Genomic DNA, 20,418 nt, shown 5'->3' on the forward strand with positions numbered 1-20,418 from the left:
CCCATCCGGTCACGACTCCCGCGGACCGGCTGCCCGCCCTTTTGTCTGGCGCGAAACCAACCCGCTGACACACCGCGCTACGGCGAACTCATCCGACAGATCTCAACGTTGCTCAGTACCCGCTGGAAGGCATACACATCGGACACCTGCCCGACGAGCTGATGCGCGGGCGTGTCGTCCTCGCCCTGCGTCCCGCGTCCGATCAGGAACGCGCCGCCGGCCGGCGGGGATGACGCGAGAGCGGCCTCACCGAAATCACCCGCGCAGCGCACGGGGTCACCCATCACGTGCACCTGGACCATGCCCTGCGTCGAGTCGTACACACCGGCCAGATGCACCCACTCGCCCTCGCTGACTGGCCACGACACCGGCTCCGCGCAGGCGGCCGTCAGCCCGCCGTCACCTGCAGCCATCGTGAAGCAGAATCCACCCGCTCCACCATTCGCATCCTGCCGGTACTGCAGGCTCACATCGCTGACGTCATCCCCAGCCTGCGAAACGGCCGTCTGCACGTTGCCCGACGCCAGATCCGTCAACTTCACCCACGCGGTCACCGTGAAGGCCTTCGTCGTATCGAGCACCGGGCTCGACGTGGCGATCTCGCCCGAACCGTCGAAGCTGGCCACCTGCCCACGCTCCGGATCCGCCACCCAGGTCGCTCCCGACGAGAGAGTGCCGGGCATCGCCGTCACCGAAGAACCGATCGGCGGACACACGACATCACCGGCGTCCTGGTTACCCGAGTCCGTAGCCGTGGTCCCCGCCGTCTCATCCAACCGCCAGTTCCAGCAGCGGTTAGGAGCCGGTGTCACCCAGAACTGGTGCTCGGCAGTCGGACCGACATTGCCTGCGACGTCCTTCGCCTTCGCGTACAACGTGTGCACCATATCCGTCGCCGGCGCGTACGAATCGGTCGTCACCGTGGTCGGGTCACCGCCCGTCGCCGACACCGTCGTCACCGGCCCCGCATCCACCTGCCAGGTGAACTCGGCGGCATCCGAAGCGGAAGTCAGGGTGAACGTGCCCGCGGTGCCCACCTCAGCGCCCCACTGCTTGGCAGGAAACGCGCTTGACGTAACAGACGACAACTCAGGCGGGGACGTGTCGACCGTGAAGCTGTACCAGGGGCCCCAGCCACTCCACAACCCCAGCTCGTCCACTGTGGTCGCGTGCCAGTAGTACGTTGCCCCCGACGCCAACTTGCCCGCCGGAACCTGAGACGTCGCGGTCGCGGTCGCGTTACCCGACGTCGTGACGAACGACCGCGGCATCGTCGTGCTACTCACCACGATCGGCGCCGACAGGCTCGCCGCCGTCCGGATCTCGAACGCCGTCTGTAACACACCGCCATCCGCGTCCTGCACCTGCGCCCGCAACGTCGGCCTCAGATTCCGCACCACCGCCGGAGACGAACACCGCAAATAGCAATCCGACGTCGTCGTGAACGGCTTTCCGACCGGCCGCGCCGGAACCATGTCGTACTGCACAACCAGGGCTGTCTTGTTCGGCAGGAAATTCGTCCACTGATAGTAGTCAGACTCGCTGGCCGCCCGCATACCGAACGTCATCGCGGTAGCACCGGCACTCACCCTCGCCTGCACCGCCGACTTCAACGCCCCACCAAACACGTTGTCGTCGTCACCCTTGGGACACGACGCCTCATTCGCATCGAAATGCTTCGTGTCCAGATACTTCAACCAGCCATTAGCCGCGGTATTCCACGTGTACTGATAGAAGTGACTGATATGCTCCGTCTCCCACAACTGGATATCCGTACCCGCACAATCCGCCGTATGATCAGCAGTCACCTTGAACTCCGCCGACAGGATCCTCGAGCCAGCCATGGCAGCAAAGTTGTGGAACTGCATGTGCGTACGCCACACATTCGACGTCTTCCACTGCCGACCCACCTTCAACTCGTCATGCTGGTTGAAATACGAGTGGTTCGGGTTGTCGTCCATCACGTTCGTCCAGTACGCCGGCGACGGATACGCAAAATTCGGATCGATGTAAACCGGGAAGACCGCATCCGGCGACCGCAGCACTTCCTGCACCGGCACCACCGTCAACCGCGACTGCGACACCTCAGCATCCATCCGCACCCGATGCGGCTCAACCGGCTCATCAACGGCCGCCGCACCCACCAGGGCGTCCAACACCGCCGGCGACCACTCCCCGGACCGGGCTGCCACCTCTATCCCCGACGAGTCGGGAGACGCCCACATCGACGGCGCTGCAGCGGCAAACACCACCTCACCCGCGGCGTCCACCGCCTCGATCGCCCCGTCCGACTGTTCCCGCAGCGTCACACCCTCCGTCGCCACATCGAACGACAGCGACGCCAACGCGGGATTTGCCGCCGCCTCCGCCGACTTCACCACAAACAACTGTTGATACCAACTGTCACCAACACGGACCTGCAAATCCACGCCCGGAAAGACCTCTGGATACGTCGCGAGGTCACCGCTCAGCACCGGCGCCGGCAAATCCGCCGACCACGTCAACGCAATCCGCCGACCAGGCTCACCCAACGTCAACAACGGACCCGAACCACCACCGGACAACGTCAAATCCTGAGTCGTGGCCACCGGCGACACTGTCCCGTCACCGTTACGCGCCAGAGTCGTGTCAATATCGACCCACTCAGACCCCTGCAACGTCCGAACCGGAACCGGCGACATCACCGCCGTCATCGTCTCATCCGGATTCGCATACGCCAACAACGTCTCCGACCGCATCGAAGACACCTCAACCTGCGCATCACAGGCCTCAGCCGTCGCCAACGCGGCCTCGACAGTCGCCACCTCATCGACACACGCCGCCGACGCCGACGCCGCCGGCACGACCACCCCGCCGAATACCGCGACCACCGCCACCACGGCAGCCAAACCGGCCACCCGCCGCCCGCCACCCCACGGCCACACCACACCGGCCAACAAACCCGACCCCCCGAAGTCGACACGTCCCAGCGACCCTAGATCAAACCGGACGAACGCGAAAGACCCTACGCCCGCCCAACCAAGCCAAAGACCCGCCCCTTTCACCCCAGAAGCACCAACAGAGTCGCGATGGTGAATACTTGCGCAACTCCGAGTTGACGCACTCTGACCGTCCCACCGTCGCCGAGCGACTGACCGTCGACGTTCGTCGGAGGGCGTGGCAGCCGTCCGGGTCAACTCGCCCGTTAATCCGCCGTCGTCGTCATTCACGGCGGGCAGGCCGATGGCCCTCCGGGGATTGTGGATAAACGCGCGCCGTTGCCGGGCCCCACAGCGACCAGTCATCCCGTACACCCCTGAACAGCACGTGAGCGCAGACAGCGGCCCGACCGCCGGCAGGGATGGTCCTACGGCTTGCGGAGCCAGGTCTTCGGATCGGTGACGAAGACACCCTTGCCCTGGTGGCGGTCGATCACCTCGAGCGCCTCAAGCCGGATGAACACCTGGCGGATCGTGGACGCGCCAACCTGATGCAGCTCGCACAGCTGGGCGATCGACGGAAGCTTGTCGCCCGGCTTGAGCTTGCCGCTCTCGACGTCCGACATGATCTGGTTGGAGATTCTCAGGTAATCCGGTACAGCAGGCATGGCGCTCCTCGCGTGGCCCTTCGATTCGATCACGCTTCCCGGCACCTCGACAAGCCGACGCTCACCTGACCTTGACTCTTGCGCCTTACGCGCATAAGTTGACCGGCGAGTGCTCCTCGCGTGGCAACGAGTAGGGCTCGATCCCCCGGTCGGGGTGGGCTGGGCACCACGGCTCACCCCGGCCCACCCGGTCAGGAGAGGTGGTCGACGTGCGTAACCCGTTCCGGCGTCTCCGTCGAAGGGCGGACCGTCCAGCCCCGAGCCACCCCGCGGATCGCACCGGCTCGCCCGGCGGCGGGAACACGGTCCGCCCCACCGCAGGCGTCGGCGACGCGGACGGCCGCCGGTTGGTCGCCGGCAAAGCGGGCGGGCACTACCGGTCGGCGGCGCGCCGGCCGTTGAGCCCGGGGCAGGTGCGGGAGCGGCAGTTCGCGCGGGCCGGGCGTGGCGTCGACGCGACCGAGGTGGAGCTGTTCCTCCGCCGGGTCGCGGACGACCTCGCCGCGCTGCACGCCGAGCTGGGACGCACCCGCGACGAGAACGTCCGGATCAAGCGGGCGCTGCGCGACTGGCAGTCCCGGTTCGCCCCGGGCGTGCGGGCGTGACCGCGCCGGACGTCGACGACCGGCCGCGTTTCGTCGTTCACCTGACCCTCCGCGCCGCCGACCTGGCCGGTGCGCACCTGCTCGCCCGCGCGCTCGCCCGGTCCCTGGCCTTCCTGCCCGAGCTGGTGCTCGGCGAGACGACGGTCACCGTGGACGGCGCACCCGACGTACACCACCAGGTCTTCTGCGACCGGTTGCTGGGCCACGGCTGGCGCTGCCTGCTGCGGCCCGACCACGACGGCGACTGCTCCCGACGGTTCCTCCGGCCCGTCACGTGACGCGCGGCCCGTCACAGGACCGGCGCATACCAGGGATCGCGCCGACCGGACGACTGCGGCCCGCCACCAGCGGGTGGCGGGCCGCAGTCGATCAGAGCGTGGGTCAGTCGGTGACCGTGACGGCCACCTCGTTGATGCCGCGGGCGGCGGTCACCACGACGTCGCCGTTGCCGTGCCGGGACAACGCCCGCACCGTCCAGGCGCCGGGGGCGGCGAAGAAGCGGAACTGGCCCGCCGGCGAGGTGACCACCTCGGCGGTGAACTCACCGGTGGCGTCCAGCAGCCGGACGTACGCGCCGGGCACCGTCTCGCCCTCCGCGGAGCGGACCACGCCGGTGATCACCGTCTCCTTCTCCAGGTCGAGGCTGGCGGGCAGCGGGGCGGCCTGGTCGGGTGCGGCGCAGCCGGCGGCCGTGGCAGCGGTGGATGCGGTCATGTCAGGCCTCCCCCGGCTCGTCGCCGAGCGCGACCGGCACGCCGACCAGCGAGCCGTACTCGGTCCAGGAACCGTCGTAGTTCTTCACGTTCCGGTGGCCGAGCAACTCCTGCAGCACGAACCAGGTGTGCGAGGAGCGCTCGCCGATCCGGCAGTACGCGATGGTCTCCCTGCTGTCGTCCAGCCCGGCCTCGGCGTAGATCCGGCGCAGCTCGTCGTCGGACTTGAAGGTGCCGTCCTCGTTGGCCGCCCTCGACCACGGGACGCTGATCGCCGTCGGCACGTGGCCGGCCCGCTGCGCCTGCTCCTGCGGCAGGTGGGCGGGGGCGAGCAGGCGGCCCGCGTACTCGTCCGGGCTGCGCACGTCGACCAGGTTCGTCGTGCCGATCGCGGCCACGACCTCGTCCCGGAAGGCCCGGATCGAGGTGTCCGGCTGCCGCGCCACGTACCGCGTCGCCGGGCGGCTCACCGCGTCCCTGTCCAACGGCCGGGCGTCCAGCTCCCACTTCTTGCGACCGCCGTCGAGCAGCTTGACGTCGCGGTGGCCGTAGAGCTTGAAGTACCAGTACGCGTACGCGGCGAACCAGTTGTTGTTGCCGCCGTACAGGATCACGGTGTCGTCGTTGCCGATGCCCCGCTCCGAGAGCAGCGCCTCGAACTGAGCCCTGTCGACGAAGTCCCGGCGGATCGGGTCCTGGAGGTCGGTCTTCCAGTCGAGCTTGATCGCGCCGGGCAGGTGGCCCGTGTCGTAGGCCGAGGTGTCCTCGTCGACCTCGACGAAGACGACGCCCGGGGCGTCGAGGTTCTTCTCGGCCCAGTCGGCCGGGACGAGTGCGGTGTCGCGACTCATCAGATCACTCCCTGGTGAGGATGGATGGTGTACCAGCACGAGGCATCGAAAGACGTGACGATCGCACCGCGCGGATTCCACCGGGTGGACGGATCACGGGTTCGTGCGACGGCGCCGCTGCCGGGCGTTGACAGGGAGAACAGGGAAGACAGACGCCCCTGCGTGCCGGCCGCTGTCAGGCAGCCGAGGACAGCCCCGCCGTCAGATGACGGGGCGACACAGGCAGGTGGCCACGCGGCACAGGTCGACCGCGCGCCGTTTGGTGAGGAACGTCCCCATGGCCAGGGAGCCTACCAGTGATCCCGGGCGAGACCACCGCGCCGACCAGCATCCGGGACATCGGCGGCGGGTGGCGCCCGTCGAGCCGTCGCCCGTCAGCTCACCGAGTTGATCGGCACGTCCGTCGCGTCCGCGGTGACCTGGAGCCCCTCGGGCAGCGCCCGCACCTCCCGGACGACGAGCCCGAACGGCAGAGCCGGCAGCGGCACGTCGATCGAGATGCTCTGCGCGTAGGTGTTGAGCAGGGCGCGGGCCGGCGCCACGTCGGGCAACCCCTCGGCGGTCAGGTCGTTGAACCGTAACGCCACCTGGCCCTGCTCGCTGACCTCGATGTCGGCCGCGCCGGTGGCGGTCAGCCGCTGCCCGAAGAGGTCCACCGGGGCGGTGACGGCGAGCCGACCGTCCCGCTCACCCAGCTCCAGCCCCTCGCGGTCGAGCAGCGCGACGAGGCTGTCGTAGCTGATGATGCCGGTGCCGGTGACGGTCTCGGCGACCACGTCCCCCTGCCCGGACCGGATGGTGTCCAGGGAGGCCGTCACGTTGCGGGCGTCCACATCGAGCGTCGGCAGCGCCACCGCGTCGCCCCGCACCGACCCGCGCACCTCGCGCAGACCGATGGAGATCCGCTCGTACCGGCCGTTCAACACCTGGGTGAGGAAGGGGAAACCACCGATCTCGACCTCCGGCGGGGAGGACCGGACATCCTGGTTGGCGACCTCCTGCCGGACCTGGTCGGCGAGCACGCGCTCGGCCACCCCGACGGCCACGCGGTCGGCCACCGCCAGCAGCCCGACCAGGACCAGCAGCAGGACGACGAGGACGACGAGCGCGCGGCGGCCCCGCCGGCGGGGCCGCACCTGGTACGCGTACTCCTCGGTCACGTTGCCTCCTGTCGTCCTGCCGCCGCCGTGCCGCGACGGTGGTACCCGAACGGGCACGATCTCAACCGCGGGGTCAGAGCACCAGCTTGCACATGGCGTACGCGGCGGGCGCGGCGAGGGCGAAGCCGGCGAGCGGACCCTGCATGTGCCGGGCCACCCACATGGTGGGCTGCTCACCGGCCATCAGCCGGCCCGCCTCCGCGTACCCCACGGCGAGGTCGGCGAGGACGGCGGCGACGGCCGCGACCAAGCCCATGATCGCGGCCCGGGTGGGGGTGAACGGGGTCACCAGGTAGCTGCCGAGGACCGCGCTGACGAGCGTGCCGACCATGGCCCCGCCGACGACGCCGGCGGCGCCCCGGGGAACCTGGGGGGCCAGTCGGGGCCAGGCGGCGAACGCGTCGGTGACCCGGGCGACGGCGAGGGCGACGCCGGCGGCGGTGAGGCAGACCGCGATGGTCTGGGTGCCGGCCGGAGTCCGGCTCAGCGTGATCAGCGTCGCGACGGCGACCACACCGGCGACGATCAGCGCGGTGCCCCGCAGCCCGTCGGTCACCCGGACCCGGTCGACCCGGCGGACGAGCTGCCCCAGGACGGCGACGACCAGGCCCGCGAGGAGGACCTGCACCAGCGGCATCAGCCGGGCGACATCGCTCCGCACGGCCACCGCGTCGGCCGCGACCGCGGCGACGGCGCTGACCGCGCCGACCACCGCCAGCGCGGGCGGCCGCACCGCCGTCGTCCAGGCCAGCACCGAGAACGCCTGGACGCTGAGGACGACGATGGTGAACGGCAGCCGGTTACCGGGACCGGAGGTCTGTGCCGCCAGCACCAGACCGGCCCCGAGCAGCGCGGCGAAACCGGCGACGGAGAGCGCGAGTGACCGGCGCACCGCGACGGGCGGGGTGGCCTCGTCGTCGCCGGGGCGGGACACCGGCGACGCGCCAGCGGATGGTTGGTCGGGCCGCGGGGCACGGCCGGCCTCGGGCGTGCTGGAGGGAAACACCCACCGATCGTGCCAGACCCCGCGGTCAGCTGCGACCGTGCCGGACCCGGCGGGCACCACGGGGGGTCGCGGTTTCGGGCACGTTAAATCCGCGGCCCGATCACGGGCACACCGGGCAAACGGGAAATGGGCAGGAGGCTCAGCGTGGGCCATCGGTTACGCTCAAGCCGTTACCCGCCCGTCAGCGACGCCGGGACCCACCTAAGTTCCCAGCGCCACCCGCGAGGCGTGCCGCTGGTCGTGCGCGGCCGAGTGCCGCCGGGACGGAGGTGATCGTGGAGATCCTGCTGCTGGTGACCGCGCGTGCAGGTGAACCGTCCGCTGTGCTGCCGGCACTGGACCTGTTGCCGCACTCGGTCCGCACCGCCCCACGCGACGTCCGGACCCTGGTCGCCGGCCCCAGCCCCGACGCGGTGCTGGTCGACGCCCGCTCCGAGCTGAGCGAGGCTCGGGCCACCTGCCGGATGCTGCACGCCACCGGGCTCGGCGTGCCGCTGGTCGCCGTGGTCACCGAGGCGGGCCTGATCGCGCTCAGCGCGGACTGGGGCGTCGACGACGTCATCCTCGCCTCGGCGGGCCCGGCCGAGGTCGAGGCACGGCTGCGTCTCGTCGTGGGCCGGTTGAGCAACGCGGCCGCCGGGACCGGTGGCTCGATCCGGGCGGGCGAGCTCACCATCGACCCCGACACCTACGCCGCCAGGCTCAAGGGCCGACCGCTCGACCTGACGTACAAGGAGTTCGAGCTGCTCAAGTTCCTGGCACAACACCCGGGCCGGGTCTTCACCCGGGACCAACTGCTGCGCGAGGTGTGGGGGTACGACTACTTCGGCGGCACCCGCACCGTGGACGTGCACGTCCGGCGACTGCGGGCGAAGCTCGGTTCGGAGTACGAGTCGATGATCGGCACGGTGCGCCAGGTCGGTTACAAGTTCGTCGTCCCGCCGTCCCGTTCCCTGCCGGAGAGCGAGCCGGCGCCGCTGCCGGTCTGACCCGACTCGATCGGGGAATCATCCGTTTCGCGCAGTAAGTTCACTTTATTCTGACTGCCGGCTGGGCCAGTCAGAGGGGGCGACAGTGCGTGCGGTGACGATGGGGTCTGCGGCTCGACGCGGGCGGGCCGACTGATGCGGGTCTCCCCGGCCGTTCGCGCCCTCGGCATCGTGACGCTGGTGGTGGTGGCGCTGCTCGGCTCCGCGTACGCGCTCGGCCGCAGCCTCGTCCCGGACCGGCCGCCCGCCGGCGTCACCGACACCCCCCGCCACGCCGGCCCGTCGCCGGCCGACGACCGGGACAGCGGCGCGGGCCCGTCCCCGTCGATTGGCGCCCCGGAGGGGGCCACCCGACCCGGGCCCGCCGGGACCGCCGGGCCCGAAAACGTCGACGGCCTCCCCACGTACGGCGCTCGCAGCACCACCGGCACGGAGACGGTCGCGTTGACCTTCGACGACGGGCCGGACCCTCTCTACACCCCACAGATCCTGCAGATCCTGCGCGAGTTCGACGTGACGGCCACGTTCTGCGTGGTCGGCGAGAACGCGCTCAACTACCCGGAGCTGATCCGGGCGATCGTCGCCGACGGCCACACCCTGTGCAACCACACCTGGGATCACGACATCACGCTCGGCGCCCGGTCGCCGGATTGGATCCGAGCCGACCTGATCCGGACCAGCGAGGCGATCCGGGCGGCGGTGCCGGACGCCACGATCGCCTACTACCGCCAGCCCGGTGGGGCATGGACCTACTCGGTGGTGTCGGTGGCGGAGGACCTCGACATGATCCCGCTGCACTGGACGGTCGACCCGGCGGACTGGCAGACGCCCGGCGCCGACCGGATCTCGTCAATGGTGATCAACAACGTGGAGCCCGGCGCGGTCGTGCTGCTGCACGACGCCGGCGGGGATCGACAGGGCACGGTGGACGCGCTCTACCGGATCCTGCGCTACCTCACCGGCCGGTTCCACGTGGAGGCGCTACCGCCCGGCAGGACATGATGACGGCCGCGGCGGACGCCGCCCGACCGGCCCGACCCGCCCGATCGGCTCGACCGACCCGATCGGCCCGACCCGCGCAACCGGCTCGACCGGCGCGACGGACCGGGGGCACGGGCTACGGTGACCCGATGAGCAGCGCCGAACCCACGACCGACCGGGTGTCCCGGACCGACCGGCTCGGCCCGGCGGACATCGCCGACGTGCTGGCCCTGGCCGACACCGCCGGGGACGCCGACGGCGCGGGCCCACTCGACGAGCACGTCCTGCTCCGGCTTCGGGACCCCGAGGCCCCGGCGGCACACCTCACCACCCGCACCGACGACGGCACCCTGACCGGATACGCGCACCTGGACACCACCGACCCGGCGGCGGGCACCGGGGTGGAACTGGTCGTCCATCCCGCGCACCGCCGACGCGGCACCGGACGGGCACTGGCACGCGGTGTGCTGGCGGCCGCCACCGGGCCGCTGCGGGCCTGGGCGCACGGTGACCATCCGTCCGCCGCCGCGCTCGCCGTCGACCTCGGGTTCCGGCGGGCCCGGGTGCTCTGGCAACTGCGCCGCCCGCTCACCGCCCCGATACCGGAGCCGCGCCTGCCCGACGGGGTCACGTTGCGCGGGTACCGGCCCGGCGCCGACGACGACGCGTGGCTGGCGCTCAACGCGCGGGCCTTCGCCGACCACCCGGAGCAGGGCCGCTGGACCGCCGCCGACCTGCGGGTACGCCTCGACGAGCCATGGTTCGACCCGGCCGGCTTCCTGCTCGCCGTCGACCGGTCGACGGGTGAGCTGCGCGGCTTCCACTGGACCAAGGTCCACGAACGGCCCGGCGCGGCCCGGATCGGCGAGGTGTACGTCCTGGGTGTCGACCCGACAGCGCACGGCGGCGGGCTCGGCAGGGCGCTGACCGCGGCCGGCCTGGCATACCTGCGGGACGTCCGCGGCCTGGACCGGGTGATGCTCTACGTCGACGAGTCGAACACCGCGGCGGTGGCGCTGTACGAGCGGCTCGGCTTCGCCCGTTGGTCCGCGCACGTCAACTACCAGCTGGGCTGAGCAATGGGCGGCCGGCGGGTGGCGACGTGGCGGCGGCGCACGCCCACCGGCCCGCACCGCCGGTGGGTGTGCGCCACCCTGGCCGGGCTGTGCGGCACGCTGCTGCTCGCCGCGTGCGCGTCCGGTCGGCTCGACGGCCCGGTCCCGAAGGAGTTCTGCGCCGCCGGCACGCTGAACGCGCAGGGTTCCTCGGCCCAGCGCAACGCCATGGAGCGGTGGATCAACGCGTACCAGCGGTCGTGTCCCGGGTCGACCATCAACTACGAGGCCACCGGATCGGGCGCCGGCATCAAGGCTCTGGTCTCCGGTGTCGCGGACTTCGCCGGCAGCGAGTCCCTGCTCGAGCCGAAGGAGCAGGTCCAAGCCGACGTGCAGTGCTCCGGCGGACGGGCGATCAGCCTGCCCATGGTGATCGGCCCGGTCGCGGTGGCCTACCAGCTCGGTGGCGTCCCGGAGCTGCGGCTGACCCCGGGCACGCTCGCAGGGATCTTCACGGGCCAGGTGAAGCGGTGGGACGACCCGGTGATCCGGGCCGACAACCCCGGAACGTCGCTGCCACCGGCACCGATCCACGCGATCCACCGGGCCGAGGACTCCGGCACCACGGAGACCTTCACCACCTATCTCGCCTGGGCCGCACCGGCGGAGTGGACACTGGGCTCCGACCGGAAGTGGCCGGCATCCGGCGGCAGCGGCGCCGAGGGATCGGAGCGGCTGGCCGAGGCGGTCCGCGCCACCGACGGCGCGATCGGCTACCTGGAGCTGTCGAACGCCCGCAACGAGGGACTGTCGGTGGCCCGGATCCGCAACGCGTCGGGCAATTTCACGGCCCCGTCGGCGGAGGCCGCCGCGCAGGTCGTCCCCGAGCCGAGAGACGACCTGCGGGTCGACGTCGACAGCGGCAGCCGGGCCGACGGGGCCTACCCGATCGTGTTGGTGACGTACGAGATCGTCTGCGACCGTGGTTTGGCCGTGGACGAGGTGCCGCTGGTCCGGGGCTTCCTGGGGTGGGCGGTCAGCGCCGACGGCCAGGAGCTCATCACCGAACTGGGCTTCGCGTCGCTGCCCGAGTCGCTGCGCCAGCGGGTGGCGGCCGAGGTGGCCCGGATCTCCTGACCCTGATCCTCCTCGTCCCGCACCAGCTGCGCCGCCACGGCTTCGCGCCGTTCGCCATCTCCGTGGCACGGTGACGTCAGGTGGCCCGCCCCCCGGGCGTGGGCGTGGGCGCGCCCACGCCCGGGGGTCACCGCCGGATAACGGCCACAACTCGGCCCGGTAACGGCCAGCCGGACAAATGTCCATACTTCCGACAGTGGTAGGCGAGTTCACGTAACGGACAACCCACCCTAAGCGAGCAGTCATCACAAAGGCCGCGCGTGTTCACCCCTCATTCACTTGCGACCGGCGAACCAGTCACCTGGCACTCCTAACTTTTGGTCCAGCCGGTCAGCGTGCCGGCTCCTCCGGCCCCGAACCCGGGGCGCCAGATTGCAAGCCAGACGTGAAGGGAAACCCCTCAGGTGAAGCTCCAGCGGCACGGCACTCTCGCCTGCCTCGCTCTTACCGCGACGCTCGCTCTCAGTGCATGCGGCTCGGACAACAACGAGCCTGCCAACCCGTCGGCCTCCGGGTCGTCCGCCGCGGCCGACTGCGCCACCGGCACGCTGAACGCTCAGGGCTCCTCGGCGCAGAAGAACGCCGTCGACGAGTGGATCAAGGCGTACCAGCAGAAGTGCAGCGACGCGCGAATCAACTACGAGCCCTCCGGTTCGGGCGCCGGTATCGAGGCGTTCATCGCCGGTACGGCCGACTTCGCCGGCTCGGACTCCGCGCTGAAGGAAGATGAGCAGCCGAAGGCCGACGCCCGGTGCGACACCGGCAAGGCCATCAACCTGCCGATGGTGATCGGCCCGGTGGCCATCGCCTACAACCTCAACGGCGTGGACGACCTCCAGCTGCAGCCGGCCACTCTGGCCAAGATCTTCGCCGGCAAGATCACCAAGTGGGACGACGCGGCCATCAAGGCCGACAACCCGGACGCCACGCTGCCGTCGACCGCGATCAACGCGGTGCACCGCTCGGACTCGTCCGGCACCAGCGCCAACTTCACCGACTTCTTGTCGAAGACCGCCGAGGCGGACTGGACCTTCGGCAAGGCCAAGGAGTGGAAGGCTCCGGGTGGCACCGGTGCGGCCAAGTCCGACGGCGTGGCCAGTGCCATCAAGAACCAGGACGGCAGCATCGGCTACGTCGAGTGGTCGTACGCCGAGAACGGCGGCCTGAAGATGGCCAAGGTCGGCAACGGCGCCGGCGAGTTCGCCGCGCTGACCGCCGAGGCGGCCGGCAAGACCATCCAGGGCGCCACGGTCGAGGGCCAGGGCAACGACCTGAAGATGAAGATTGACTACAACACCAAGGAGGCCGGGGCCTACCCGATCGTCCTGGTGACGTACGAGATCGTCTGCGAGAAGGGCATCGCCGCCGACAAGCTCCCGCTGGTCAAGGGTTTCCTCGGCCACGCGGCCAGCACCGAGGGCCAGGCGGACCTGACCGAGCTGGGCTACGCCCCGCTGCCGGAGACCGTCCGCGCCAAGGTCGAGACCGCTGTCAAGAGCCTTTCCTGACCTGACCGGTAGCACCACACCACGAATCTCACATCGGAGCGAGCGAGCTGATGGGTGACATCCCTCCCCGCTCGGCCGACGCCGGCACCGGCGGGACCCCCGTGACCCCGAGTCACGAGCGTCCCGCCGGTGCCTCGGCGCTTCCGGCCGAGGCACCACTTCGCACCCCCGGTAGCCCAGGGCTGGGCGGCGGCGGCGCACTGCCGCGGGCCCGCAAGTTCGGCGCCGAACGGGCCTTCCGCGGCCTCACGTTGGCCGCCGGGAGCACGGTCCTGGTGATCATCGCGGCGATCGCGATCTTCCTGATCGCCAGGGCGGTCCCGGCACTGCAAGCCAACACCGAGAACTTCTGGACATTCGAGGGTTGGTTCCCGAACGACGCAGAGCCGAAGTTCGGCATCGGCGCCCTCGCCTTCGGCACGGTGCTCAGCTCGGTGTTGGCACTCCTGATCGCGGTGCCGATCGCCCTTGGCATCGCGCTCTACCTGTCCCACTACGCGCCGCGCCGGGTGGGCACCACCCTCGGCTTCCTGATCGATCTGCTCGCGGCGGTGCCCAGTGTCGTCTTCGGCCTCTGGGGACGGGACATCTTCATCAATCCGGTCCGCGACTTCTCCGTCTGGCTCAACAAGTACTTCGGCTGGCTCCCCGTCTTCGGTGGCGACGGACCTTTCGGCAAGTCGATCATGCTCGGTGCCCTGGTGCTGGCGATCATGGTGCTGCCGATCATCACCTCGCTCTCCCGTGAGGTTTTCCTACAGACCCCGACCGCCAACGAGGAGGCCGCCCTCGCGCTCGGCGCCGGCCACTGGGAGATGATCCGGACGGCGGTGCTCCCCTACGGCCGCCCGGGCATCATCGCGGCGGTCATGCTCGGCCTGGGTCGCGCCCTCGGCGAGACCATCGCGCTCGCCATGACCCTCGGCATCACCTTCAACATCTCGTTCAACCTGATCGAGAACGGCGGCAACACCATCGCCGCCAACATCGCCAACACGTTCGGCGAGGCGAACGAGACGGGTCGGGGCGCACTGATCGCCTCGGGTCTGGTGCTCTTCGCCATCACTCTGATCGTCAACATGACCGCGCGGGCGATCATCTACCGCCGCCGGGAGTTCACGGAGTCGGCCGCATGACCACCACCGTCACCTCGCATCACACCCGCCCGCCGAACCAACCGCCGACGCTGCGCGCCCGACGCCTGCCGAGGTACGCCGCGCCAGCCATCGCGCTGGCCGCCCTGCTGCTCGCCGCCGCGCTGGTGTACGGCGCCGGCATCGGCGGTCCGGTCCTGGTCCTGGTGATCGGGGCGCTGCTCTACCTGACCGGGTTCTACCTCGCGGCCAACGCCGTCGAGGGTGGCCGGTCGGCCCGCAACCGCACCTGGAGCGCCCTGATCCACTCAGCGTTCGTGCTGGCCGTGCTGCCCCTGGCCTCGGTGGTCTGGACGCTGCTCAGCAGGGGCCTGGAGCGGTTCGACGCCAACTTCTTCGGCACCTCGATGAACAACATCGGGGCACGGGATCCGGAGGGTGGCGCGTACCACGCCATCATCGGCACGCTGGAGCAGGTCGGTATCGCCACGCTGATCACCGTCCCGCTGGGCATCCTCTGCGCGATCTACATCGTCGAGTACGGCCGGGGCAAGTTCACCTTCGCCATCCGGTTCTTCGTCGACGTGATGACCGGTATCCCGTCGATCGTCTCCGGCCTGTTCATCCTGGCGTTCTGGATCCTGGTCATCTCGCCGTACCTCAGCCCCACCGGCCGGCCGTTCTTCTCCGGCTTCGCCGCGGCACTGGCGCTGAGCGTGCTGATGCTGCCCACGGTCGTCCGGTCGACCGAGGAGATGCTGCGCCTGGTCCCGGCACCGCTGCGCGAGGGCGCCTACGCGCTCGGCGTGCCGAAGTGGAAGACGATCCTGCGGATCGTGCTGCCGACCGCCCTGCCGGGCATCGTCACCGGTGTCATGCTCGGCATCGCCCGCGCGGCCGGCGAGACCGCCCCGGTGCTGCTCGTCGCCGGTGGCGGAGCGGCGATCAACTTCAACCCGTTCGAGAACAACCAGTCCTCGCTGGCGCTCTTCGTCTACCAGCAGGCCGGCGACGCGTCCAAGTACGCGCCCGCGCGGGCATGGACCGCGGCCCTCACCCTGGTCGCCCTCGTGCTGATCCTGACGATCACCGCGAAGCTGCTGGCCCGTCGCAACCGGCTCAGCCGCTGAACCCCGGAGGTACCACCATGGCCAAGCGCATCGAAGCCTCGAGCGTCACCGCGTACTACGGCGGGTTCAAGGCGATCGAGGACATCAACCTAACCGTCGAGCCGAAGACGGTCACCGCTCTGATCGGGCCGTCCGGCTGCGGCAAGTCCACCTTCCTGCGGTCGATCAACCGGATGCACGAGGTGCTCCCCGGTGCCCGGGTCGAGGGCAGCCTGACCATCGACGGCCAGGACATCTACGACCGCGACGTGGACGTCACCGCCGTCCGCCGGATGATCGGCATGGTCTTCCAGCGGCCCAACCCGTTCCCGACGATGAGCATCTTCGAGAACGTGGTGGCCGGCCTGCGGCTCAACGGCGTCCGCCGCAAGTCGATCCTGGAAGAGGCGGCCGAGAAGGCGCTCCGCTCGGCGAACCTCTGGGACGAGGTGAAGGACCGGCTCGGCAAGCCCGGCGCGGGCCTCTCCGGCGGTCAGCAGCAGCGGCTCTGCATCGCCCGCACCATCGCGGTCGAGCCGCAGGTGGTGCTGATGGACGAGCCCTGCTCCGCGCTCGACCCGATCTCCACGCTGGCCATCGAGGACCTGATGTTCCAGCTGAAGGACAAGTTCACCATCGTCATCGTCACGCACAACATGCAGCAGGCCGCCCGGGTCTCGGACCGGACCGCGTTCTTCTCCATCGAGAAGACCGGCGACCCGGGTCGCCTCATCGAGTACGACAACACGCAGAAGATCTTCAGCAACCCGAGCGTGAAGAAGACCGAGGACTACATCACCGGCCGCTTCGGCTGAGTCACGGAGTCTCGGTCGGCCGGAATCTCCGGCACGCGTGCGGACAACGCGGAACGGGTGGTCATTCTCGCGGGAGTGACCACCCGTTCCGCGTCCGGCCGTTCAGCGGAGGACGAAGCGGGCTTCCCCGTCGGGGCGGAGGTCGAGGCGGGGCGTGACCGGGGTCGCGGGGTCGCGGGTCGCCGAGGCCGCACCGACACCGGCCAGGTCGCCGCACGCCGCGACCTGGCCGAGGGTGACCAGCGTGGGCGGCAGCATCGTCAGCTCGCCGGCGTCCGCCGGGCGGACCCACAGCGTCCGGTCGGCCTCGCCAGAGACGTCCCGGGTCAGCTGCCCCGCGGGCAGCAGCGCCGCGAAGAAGTACGTGTCGAAGCGGCGCGGCTCGAACTCCGGCGTGATCCACCGGCTCCACGGCAGCAGCAAATCCGACCGGAGGGTGAGCCCCCGCTCGGCGAGCAGGTCGGCGAAGCCCACCTCGCGCCGCTCCAACGCGACCCGGGCCGCCTCCCAGTCGTCCCCGCTCACGTCGCCCACGACGGTGCGGGCGTCCGGGCCGGCGAGCAGGACACCCGCCTCCTCGAACACCTCCCGCGCGGCGGCGCAGACCACCGCCTGCGCGGCGGCCGGCGCCAACCCGAGGCGGGCTCCCCACTCCGCCGGGGCGGGCCCCGCCCAGCCCACGTGGGCCTGCGAATCAGAAACGTCGACCCCACCACCAGGGAAGGCGTACATGCCGCCGAAGGCCATCGCGGCGACCCGACGGATCAGGTACACCTCGAAGTCGGCGCCGTCCGTCACGGCGCGCTCGGGCCGGCCGCCGGCCGGGCGGAGCAGCAACACGGTGGCCGCGACCCGGGGAACCGCGGGGACGCCACCCTCGGCGTGGAACCGCCGGGCATGCTCCACCAGCGCCGCCGGCGCGGGGAAGCCGTCGGGATCGATCGTCATGCGGCGAGCCTAGGGCATGCCTCCCGGGGTGCTCCGGCTCCCGGGCGCCGACCCGGTCCGTTCGCTGATCTTCAGTAGCGTTGCCACCATGACGCGATGGGGCATTCTCGCGACCGGTCAGATCGCCGGCCGCTTCGCTGACGACCTCCGGCTGGTGCCGGATGCCGAACTGGTGGCGGTCGGTTCGCGGACCGCCGAGAGCGCACAGCGCTTCGCGCGCCGGCACGGCGCGCCCCGGGCGTACGCCTCCTGGTCGGACCTGGCGACGGACCCGGAGGTGGACGTCGTCTACGTCGCCACCCCGCACGCCGCCCACCATGCGGCTGCCCTGACCTGCCTGCGGGCCGGCCGGCCGGTTCTGCTGGAGAAGCCGTTCACCCTCGACCTGGCCACCAGCCGGGAGCTGGTGGCCACGGCGCGCGCGGCCGGGGTCTTCCTGATGGAGGCCATGTGGATGCGCACCAACCCGCTGCTCAGGCGGGTGTGCCAGCTGGTTGCCGACGGGGTTGTCGGCACGGTGACCGGCGTGCGGGCCGACTTCGGCGTGACCGGGCCGTTTCCGCCCGAGCACCGATCGCGGGCCCGCGCCCTCGGTGGTGGGGCGCTGCTGGACCTGGGGGTCTACCCGGTCAGTCTGGCCCACCTGCTGCTCGGGGTGCCCGACCACGTCCGGTCGTGGGCGAAGCTGAGCCCGGAGGGGGTGGACGAGAACACCGGGATCGTCTTCGGGTACGACTCCGGGGCAGTCGCCACGCTGAGCTGCGGCATGGTGGGCGCCACCGGGCTGGTCGCCTCGGTCACCGGCACCGCGGGGCGGATCGACCTGCCGGAGCCGTTCTTCCGGCCCGGCTCGGTCACGCTGCACCGAGTCGGCGAAGACCCGGAGACGACCACGGGCGAACTGGTCGGCAACGGCTACCAGTACGAGGCCAGCGAGGTGCAGCGCTGCCTCGCCGAGGGGCTCCTGGAGAGCCCGCTGGTGCCGCACTCCGCGACCCTGGAGATCATGGCGCTGCTCGACGACATCCGGGCGCAGATCGGCGTCGACTACGCGTGAGACGACGTCGGGCCCAGCCGTCGGCGGGGCCCCACGTGGCCGCTCAGCCGAAGAAGGGGCGGGCGGGAGGTTGGCCACTCAGCCGAAGAAGGGGCGGGCCAGGAGGTACATCAGGGCGCCGATGGAGCCGGCGGCGGGAAAGGTCAGCACCCAGGCGCCGATGATGTTGCCGGCGACGCCCCAGCGAACGGCGGAGAGCCGCTTGGTGGCGCCCACGCCCATGATCGCCGAGGTGATCGTGTGCGTGGTGGAGATGGGCGCACCGAGGACCAGGGCCTGGAAGTAGAGCACCGAGCTGGCCACGGTCTCGGCGGCGAAGCCCTCCGGCGGGCGCAGGTCGATGATCCTCCGGCCCAGCGTCCGGATGATCCGCCAGCCACCGACGTAGGTGCCGACGGCCAGGACGGCGGCCGAGGTCCAGAACGTCCACTCCGGGATGACCGTGGCGTCGTCCTGGAAGCCACCCACGAAGAGCGCGAGAACCACGATGCCGATGGTCTTCGCGGCGTCCTGCATGCCGTGGCCAACCGACATGGCCGCGGCCGAGGCGGTCTGTGCCCAACGGAAGCCCCGGTTGAGCCTGCCGGGTTGCCCCTTCCGGAAGATCCACCGGACGGCGATCATCGCGAGGTAGCCGAGCAGGAAGCCGACCAACGGCGACAGGATCATCGGGATGACGACGTTCTCCCCGATGCCGGTCCAGAGCACGGTGCCGGACGCGGCGATGGTCGAGCCGACCAGGCCGCCGATCAGCGCGTGCGACGACGACGAGGGCAGGCCGAAGTACCAGGTGATGATGTTCCAGATGATCGCGCCGACCACGCCGGCGAAGACGATGCCGAGGCTGGACGTGCCGGTGGGCAGCTTGACCAGCCCGCCACCCACGGTCTTGGCCACCTCGGCACCGAAGTGGGCGCCGACGAAGTTGCCGACCGCGGCCATGACCAGGGCCGCCCGCGGGGTCAGCGCCCGGGTGGAGATGCTGGTCGCGATCGCGTTGGCGGCGTCGTGGAAGCCGTTGGTGTAGTCGAACACGAGAGCCACCGCGATCACCGCCAGCACGGCGATGAGTTCCGGACTCACGGATCAGGACTCCTTGACCGCGATGGTCTCGACGGTGTTCGCCACGTGCTCGAAGGCGTCGCAGGCGGCTTCCAACTCGTCGGCCACCTCCTTCATCTTCAGGACGGTCAGCGCGTCGTACTCGCCGGAGAAGAGGCGGACCAACAGCATCCGGTACGCCTGGTCGCCCTCGTTCTCCAGCCGGTTGCACTCGATCCAGTAGTCCTCGAGGAACTTCATGGTCTTCAGGTGGGGCATCGCCTCGGCGGTTAGCTTGGCCTGCTGGTCCAGCACGTTGACCAGCTCGTGCATCTCCCGCGGCAGCGAGGGGAGCTGGGTCAGGCCGTACAGGTAGAGCAGGTTACCGACCGCCTCCAGGTGGTCCATCACGTCGTCCAGCTGAGAACCGAGCCGGTAGATGTCCTCCCGGTCGAACGGCGTGACGAAGGTAGAGTTGATCTTCTTGAACAGCTCGTGGGTGATCTGGTCGCTGTCGTGCTCCACCTCGGTGAGCCGCTCGCTCACCGACTCCACCGCCACGCCGGGCAGGGCCAACTCGTTGAGGAGCCGGGTGCCCCGCACCAGGTTGTGCGCGGCCCTCGTGAACAGCTCGTAGAAGGCGTCCTCGTTCGGGCGGAAGGGAAACTTCACAGCACAGACCTCGTCGTGTCGGTGGCGGGGGTGGCGGCGGCACGGAGACACACCTGCCTGGGGATGGTAGGTAACGTCGGATCCAGGGATT

Annotated in this window: 21 protein-coding genes; 11 read left to right on the forward strand and 10 right to left on the reverse strand. The window is 70.4% G+C overall.

What is annotated here, in order from left to right; all coding sequences use genetic code 11:
• Nucleotides 1-77 precede the first annotated feature (77 nt).
• Both QTQ03_RS16060 and QTQ03_RS16065 read right to left on the reverse strand, forming a co-directional pair.
• Nucleotides 78-2,927, reverse strand: coding sequence for a LamG domain-containing protein (locus tag QTQ03_RS16060; protein WP_502889868.1), 2,850 nt, complete (start codon nt 2,925-2,927; stop codon nt 78-80).
• A gap of 419 nt (nt 2,928-3,346) precedes the next feature.
• Nucleotides 3,347-3,586 carry a winged helix-turn-helix domain-containing protein gene (locus tag QTQ03_RS16065; protein WP_289280857.1) on the reverse strand — a complete coding sequence of 80 codons (240 nt, stop codon included), beginning with the start codon at nt 3,584-3,586 and terminating at the stop codon, nt 3,347-3,349.
• Between the two features lie 200 nt (nt 3,587-3,786).
• Here QTQ03_RS16065 and QTQ03_RS16070 point away from each other — a divergent pair, with 200 nt between their 5' ends.
• A complete protein-coding gene (locus tag QTQ03_RS16070; protein ID WP_289278752.1) occupies nt 3,787-4,191 on the forward strand; it encodes a DivIVA domain-containing protein in 405 nt (134 codons plus the stop codon).
• A complete protein-coding gene (locus tag QTQ03_RS16075; protein WP_289278753.1) occupies nt 4,188-4,469 on the forward strand; it encodes a hypothetical protein in 282 nt (93 codons plus the stop codon). The genes QTQ03_RS16070 and QTQ03_RS16075 overlap by 4 nt, the downstream gene beginning before the upstream one ends.
• A gap of 103 nt (nt 4,470-4,572) precedes the next feature.
• Here QTQ03_RS16075 and QTQ03_RS16080 read toward each other — a convergent pair whose 3' ends face one another.
• The 5 genes from QTQ03_RS16080 to QTQ03_RS16095 all read right to left on the reverse strand — a co-directional run bounded on the left by QTQ03_RS16080 (nt 4,573) and on the right by QTQ03_RS16095 (nt 7,921).
• Nucleotides 4,573-4,905 carry a DUF1416 domain-containing protein gene (locus QTQ03_RS16080; protein WP_289278754.1) on the reverse strand — a complete coding sequence of 111 codons (333 nt, stop codon included), beginning with the start codon at nt 4,903-4,905 and terminating at the stop codon, nt 4,573-4,575.
• A gap of 1 nt (nt 4,906) precedes the next feature.
• Nucleotides 4,907-5,755, reverse strand: coding sequence for a sulfurtransferase (locus QTQ03_RS16085; protein ID WP_289278755.1), 849 nt, complete (start codon nt 5,753-5,755; stop codon nt 4,907-4,909).
• A gap of 201 nt (nt 5,756-5,956) precedes the next feature.
• Nucleotides 5,957-6,034 (reverse strand): Ms5788A family Cys-rich leader peptide, encoded by a 78-nt coding sequence (locus tag QTQ03_RS30350; protein ID WP_331716730.1) that lies wholly within the window; start codon nt 6,032-6,034, stop codon nt 5,957-5,959.
• Between the two features lie 95 nt (nt 6,035-6,129).
• Entirely contained in the window at nt 6,130-6,915 is a 786-nt protein-coding gene (locus tag QTQ03_RS16090) for an LmeA family phospholipid-binding protein (protein ID WP_289278756.1), read from the reverse strand.
• 73 nt (nt 6,916-6,988) lie between these two features.
• On the reverse strand, nt 6,989-7,921 hold the full coding sequence (locus tag QTQ03_RS16095) for a hypothetical protein (protein ID WP_289278757.1): 933 nt from the start codon (nt 7,919-7,921) through the stop codon (nt 6,989-6,991).
• Nucleotides 7,922-8,190: 269 nt separating this feature from the next.
• Here QTQ03_RS16095 and QTQ03_RS16100 point away from each other — a divergent pair, with 269 nt between their 5' ends.
• From QTQ03_RS16100 to pstB, 8 genes are all read left to right on the forward strand, one after another.
• Nucleotides 8,191-8,910, forward strand: coding sequence for a winged helix-turn-helix transcriptional regulator (locus tag QTQ03_RS16100; RefSeq protein WP_289278758.1), 720 nt, complete (start codon nt 8,191-8,193; stop codon nt 8,908-8,910).
• A 135-nt stretch (nt 8,911-9,045) separates the two neighbouring features.
• Nucleotides 9,046-9,912: a polysaccharide deacetylase family protein gene (locus QTQ03_RS16105; RefSeq protein ID WP_289278759.1), complete on the forward strand. Its 867-nt coding sequence runs from the start codon at nt 9,046-9,048 to the stop codon at nt 9,910-9,912.
• 128 nt (nt 9,913-10,040) lie between these two features.
• Nucleotides 10,041-10,967 (forward strand): mycothiol synthase, encoded by a 927-nt coding sequence (mshD, locus tag QTQ03_RS16110; RefSeq protein WP_289278760.1) that lies wholly within the window; start codon nt 10,041-10,043, stop codon nt 10,965-10,967.
• Nucleotides 10,968-10,970: 3 nt separating this feature from the next.
• Complete coding sequence (gene pstS, locus QTQ03_RS16115; RefSeq protein ID WP_289278761.1) at nt 10,971-12,083, forward strand: phosphate ABC transporter substrate-binding protein PstS; 1,113 nt, start codon at nt 10,971-10,973, stop codon at nt 12,081-12,083.
• A 404-nt stretch (nt 12,084-12,487) separates the two neighbouring features.
• A complete protein-coding gene (pstS, locus tag QTQ03_RS16120) occupies nt 12,488-13,591 on the forward strand; it encodes a phosphate ABC transporter substrate-binding protein PstS (protein WP_289278762.1) in 1,104 nt (367 codons plus the stop codon).
• Between the two features lie 50 nt (nt 13,592-13,641).
• Entirely contained in the window at nt 13,642-14,727 is a 1,086-nt protein-coding gene (pstC, locus tag QTQ03_RS16125; RefSeq protein ID WP_289278763.1) for a phosphate ABC transporter permease subunit PstC, read from the forward strand.
• Nucleotides 14,724-15,815, forward strand: a complete 1,092-nt coding sequence (gene pstA / locus QTQ03_RS16130; RefSeq protein ID WP_289278764.1) for a phosphate ABC transporter permease PstA — start codon at nt 14,724-14,726, stop codon at nt 15,813-15,815. The genes pstC and pstA overlap by 4 nt, the downstream gene beginning before the upstream one ends.
• A gap of 17 nt (nt 15,816-15,832) precedes the next feature.
• The gene (gene pstB / locus QTQ03_RS16135; RefSeq protein ID WP_289278765.1) at nt 15,833-16,609 is read left to right on the forward strand and encodes a phosphate ABC transporter ATP-binding protein PstB; all 777 of its coding nucleotides are present in this window, start codon (nt 15,833-15,835) and stop codon (nt 16,607-16,609) included.
• Between the two features lie 102 nt (nt 16,610-16,711).
• Here pstB and QTQ03_RS16140 read toward each other — a convergent pair whose 3' ends face one another.
• Complete coding sequence (locus tag QTQ03_RS16140; protein WP_289278766.1) at nt 16,712-17,557, reverse strand: NUDIX hydrolase; 846 nt, start codon at nt 17,555-17,557, stop codon at nt 16,712-16,714.
• Between the two features lie 88 nt (nt 17,558-17,645).
• On the opposite strand from QTQ03_RS16140, the gene QTQ03_RS16145 reads away from it, so the two are divergent.
• Nucleotides 17,646-18,614: a Gfo/Idh/MocA family protein gene (locus QTQ03_RS16145; RefSeq protein ID WP_289278767.1), complete on the forward strand. Its 969-nt coding sequence runs from the start codon at nt 17,646-17,648 to the stop codon at nt 18,612-18,614.
• A gap of 78 nt (nt 18,615-18,692) precedes the next feature.
• Here the strand turns inward: QTQ03_RS16145 and QTQ03_RS16150 are convergent, their stop codons facing one another.
• Nucleotides 18,693-19,697 carry an inorganic phosphate transporter gene (locus tag QTQ03_RS16150; RefSeq protein ID WP_289278768.1) on the reverse strand — a complete coding sequence of 335 codons (1,005 nt, stop codon included), beginning with the start codon at nt 19,695-19,697 and terminating at the stop codon, nt 18,693-18,695.
• Nucleotides 19,698-19,700: 3 nt separating this feature from the next.
• On the reverse strand, nt 19,701-20,327 hold the full coding sequence (locus QTQ03_RS16155) for a DUF47 domain-containing protein (RefSeq protein ID WP_289278769.1): 627 nt from the start codon (nt 20,325-20,327) through the stop codon (nt 19,701-19,703).
• Between the last annotated feature and the right edge of the window lie 91 nt (nt 20,328-20,418).

The organism is Micromonospora sp. WMMA1363 (assembly GCF_030345795.1).
In the GTDB taxonomy this organism is placed as follows: Bacteria; Actinomycetota; Actinomycetes; order Mycobacteriales; family Micromonosporaceae; genus Micromonospora.

Coding starts and splice junctions, on each gene's coding strand:
- QTQ03_RS16065 (WP_289280857.1), bottom strand. CDS start 3,586: ATGCCTGCTGTACCGGATTACCTGAGAATCTCCAACCAGATCATGTCG.
- QTQ03_RS16080 (WP_289278754.1), bottom strand. CDS start 4,905: ATGACCGCATCCACCGCTGCCACGGCCGCCGGCTGCGCCGCACCCGAC.
- QTQ03_RS16085 (WP_289278755.1), bottom strand. CDS start 5,755: ATGAGTCGCGACACCGCACTCGTCCCGGCCGACTGGGCCGAGAAGAAC.
- QTQ03_RS30350 (WP_331716730.1), bottom strand. CDS start 6,034: ATGGGGACGTTCCTCACCAAACGGCGCGCGGTCGACCTGTGCCGCGTG.
- QTQ03_RS16105 (WP_289278759.1), top strand. CDS start 9,046: ATGCGGGTCTCCCCGGCCGTTCGCGCCCTCGGCATCGTGACGCTGGTG.
- mshD (WP_289278760.1), top strand. CDS start 10,041: ATGAGCAGCGCCGAACCCACGACCGACCGGGTGTCCCGGACCGACCGG.
- pstS (WP_289278761.1), top strand. CDS start 10,971: ATGGGCGGCCGGCGGGTGGCGACGTGGCGGCGGCGCACGCCCACCGGC.
- pstC (WP_289278763.1), top strand. CDS start 13,642: ATGGGTGACATCCCTCCCCGCTCGGCCGACGCCGGCACCGGCGGGACC.
- pstA (WP_289278764.1), top strand. CDS start 14,724: ATGACCACCACCGTCACCTCGCATCACACCCGCCCGCCGAACCAACCG.
- pstB (WP_289278765.1), top strand. CDS start 15,833: ATGGCCAAGCGCATCGAAGCCTCGAGCGTCACCGCGTACTACGGCGGG.
- QTQ03_RS16140 (WP_289278766.1), bottom strand. CDS start 17,557: ATGACGATCGATCCCGACGGCTTCCCCGCGCCGGCGGCGCTGGTGGAG.
- QTQ03_RS16145 (WP_289278767.1), top strand. CDS start 17,646: ATGACGCGATGGGGCATTCTCGCGACCGGTCAGATCGCCGGCCGCTTC.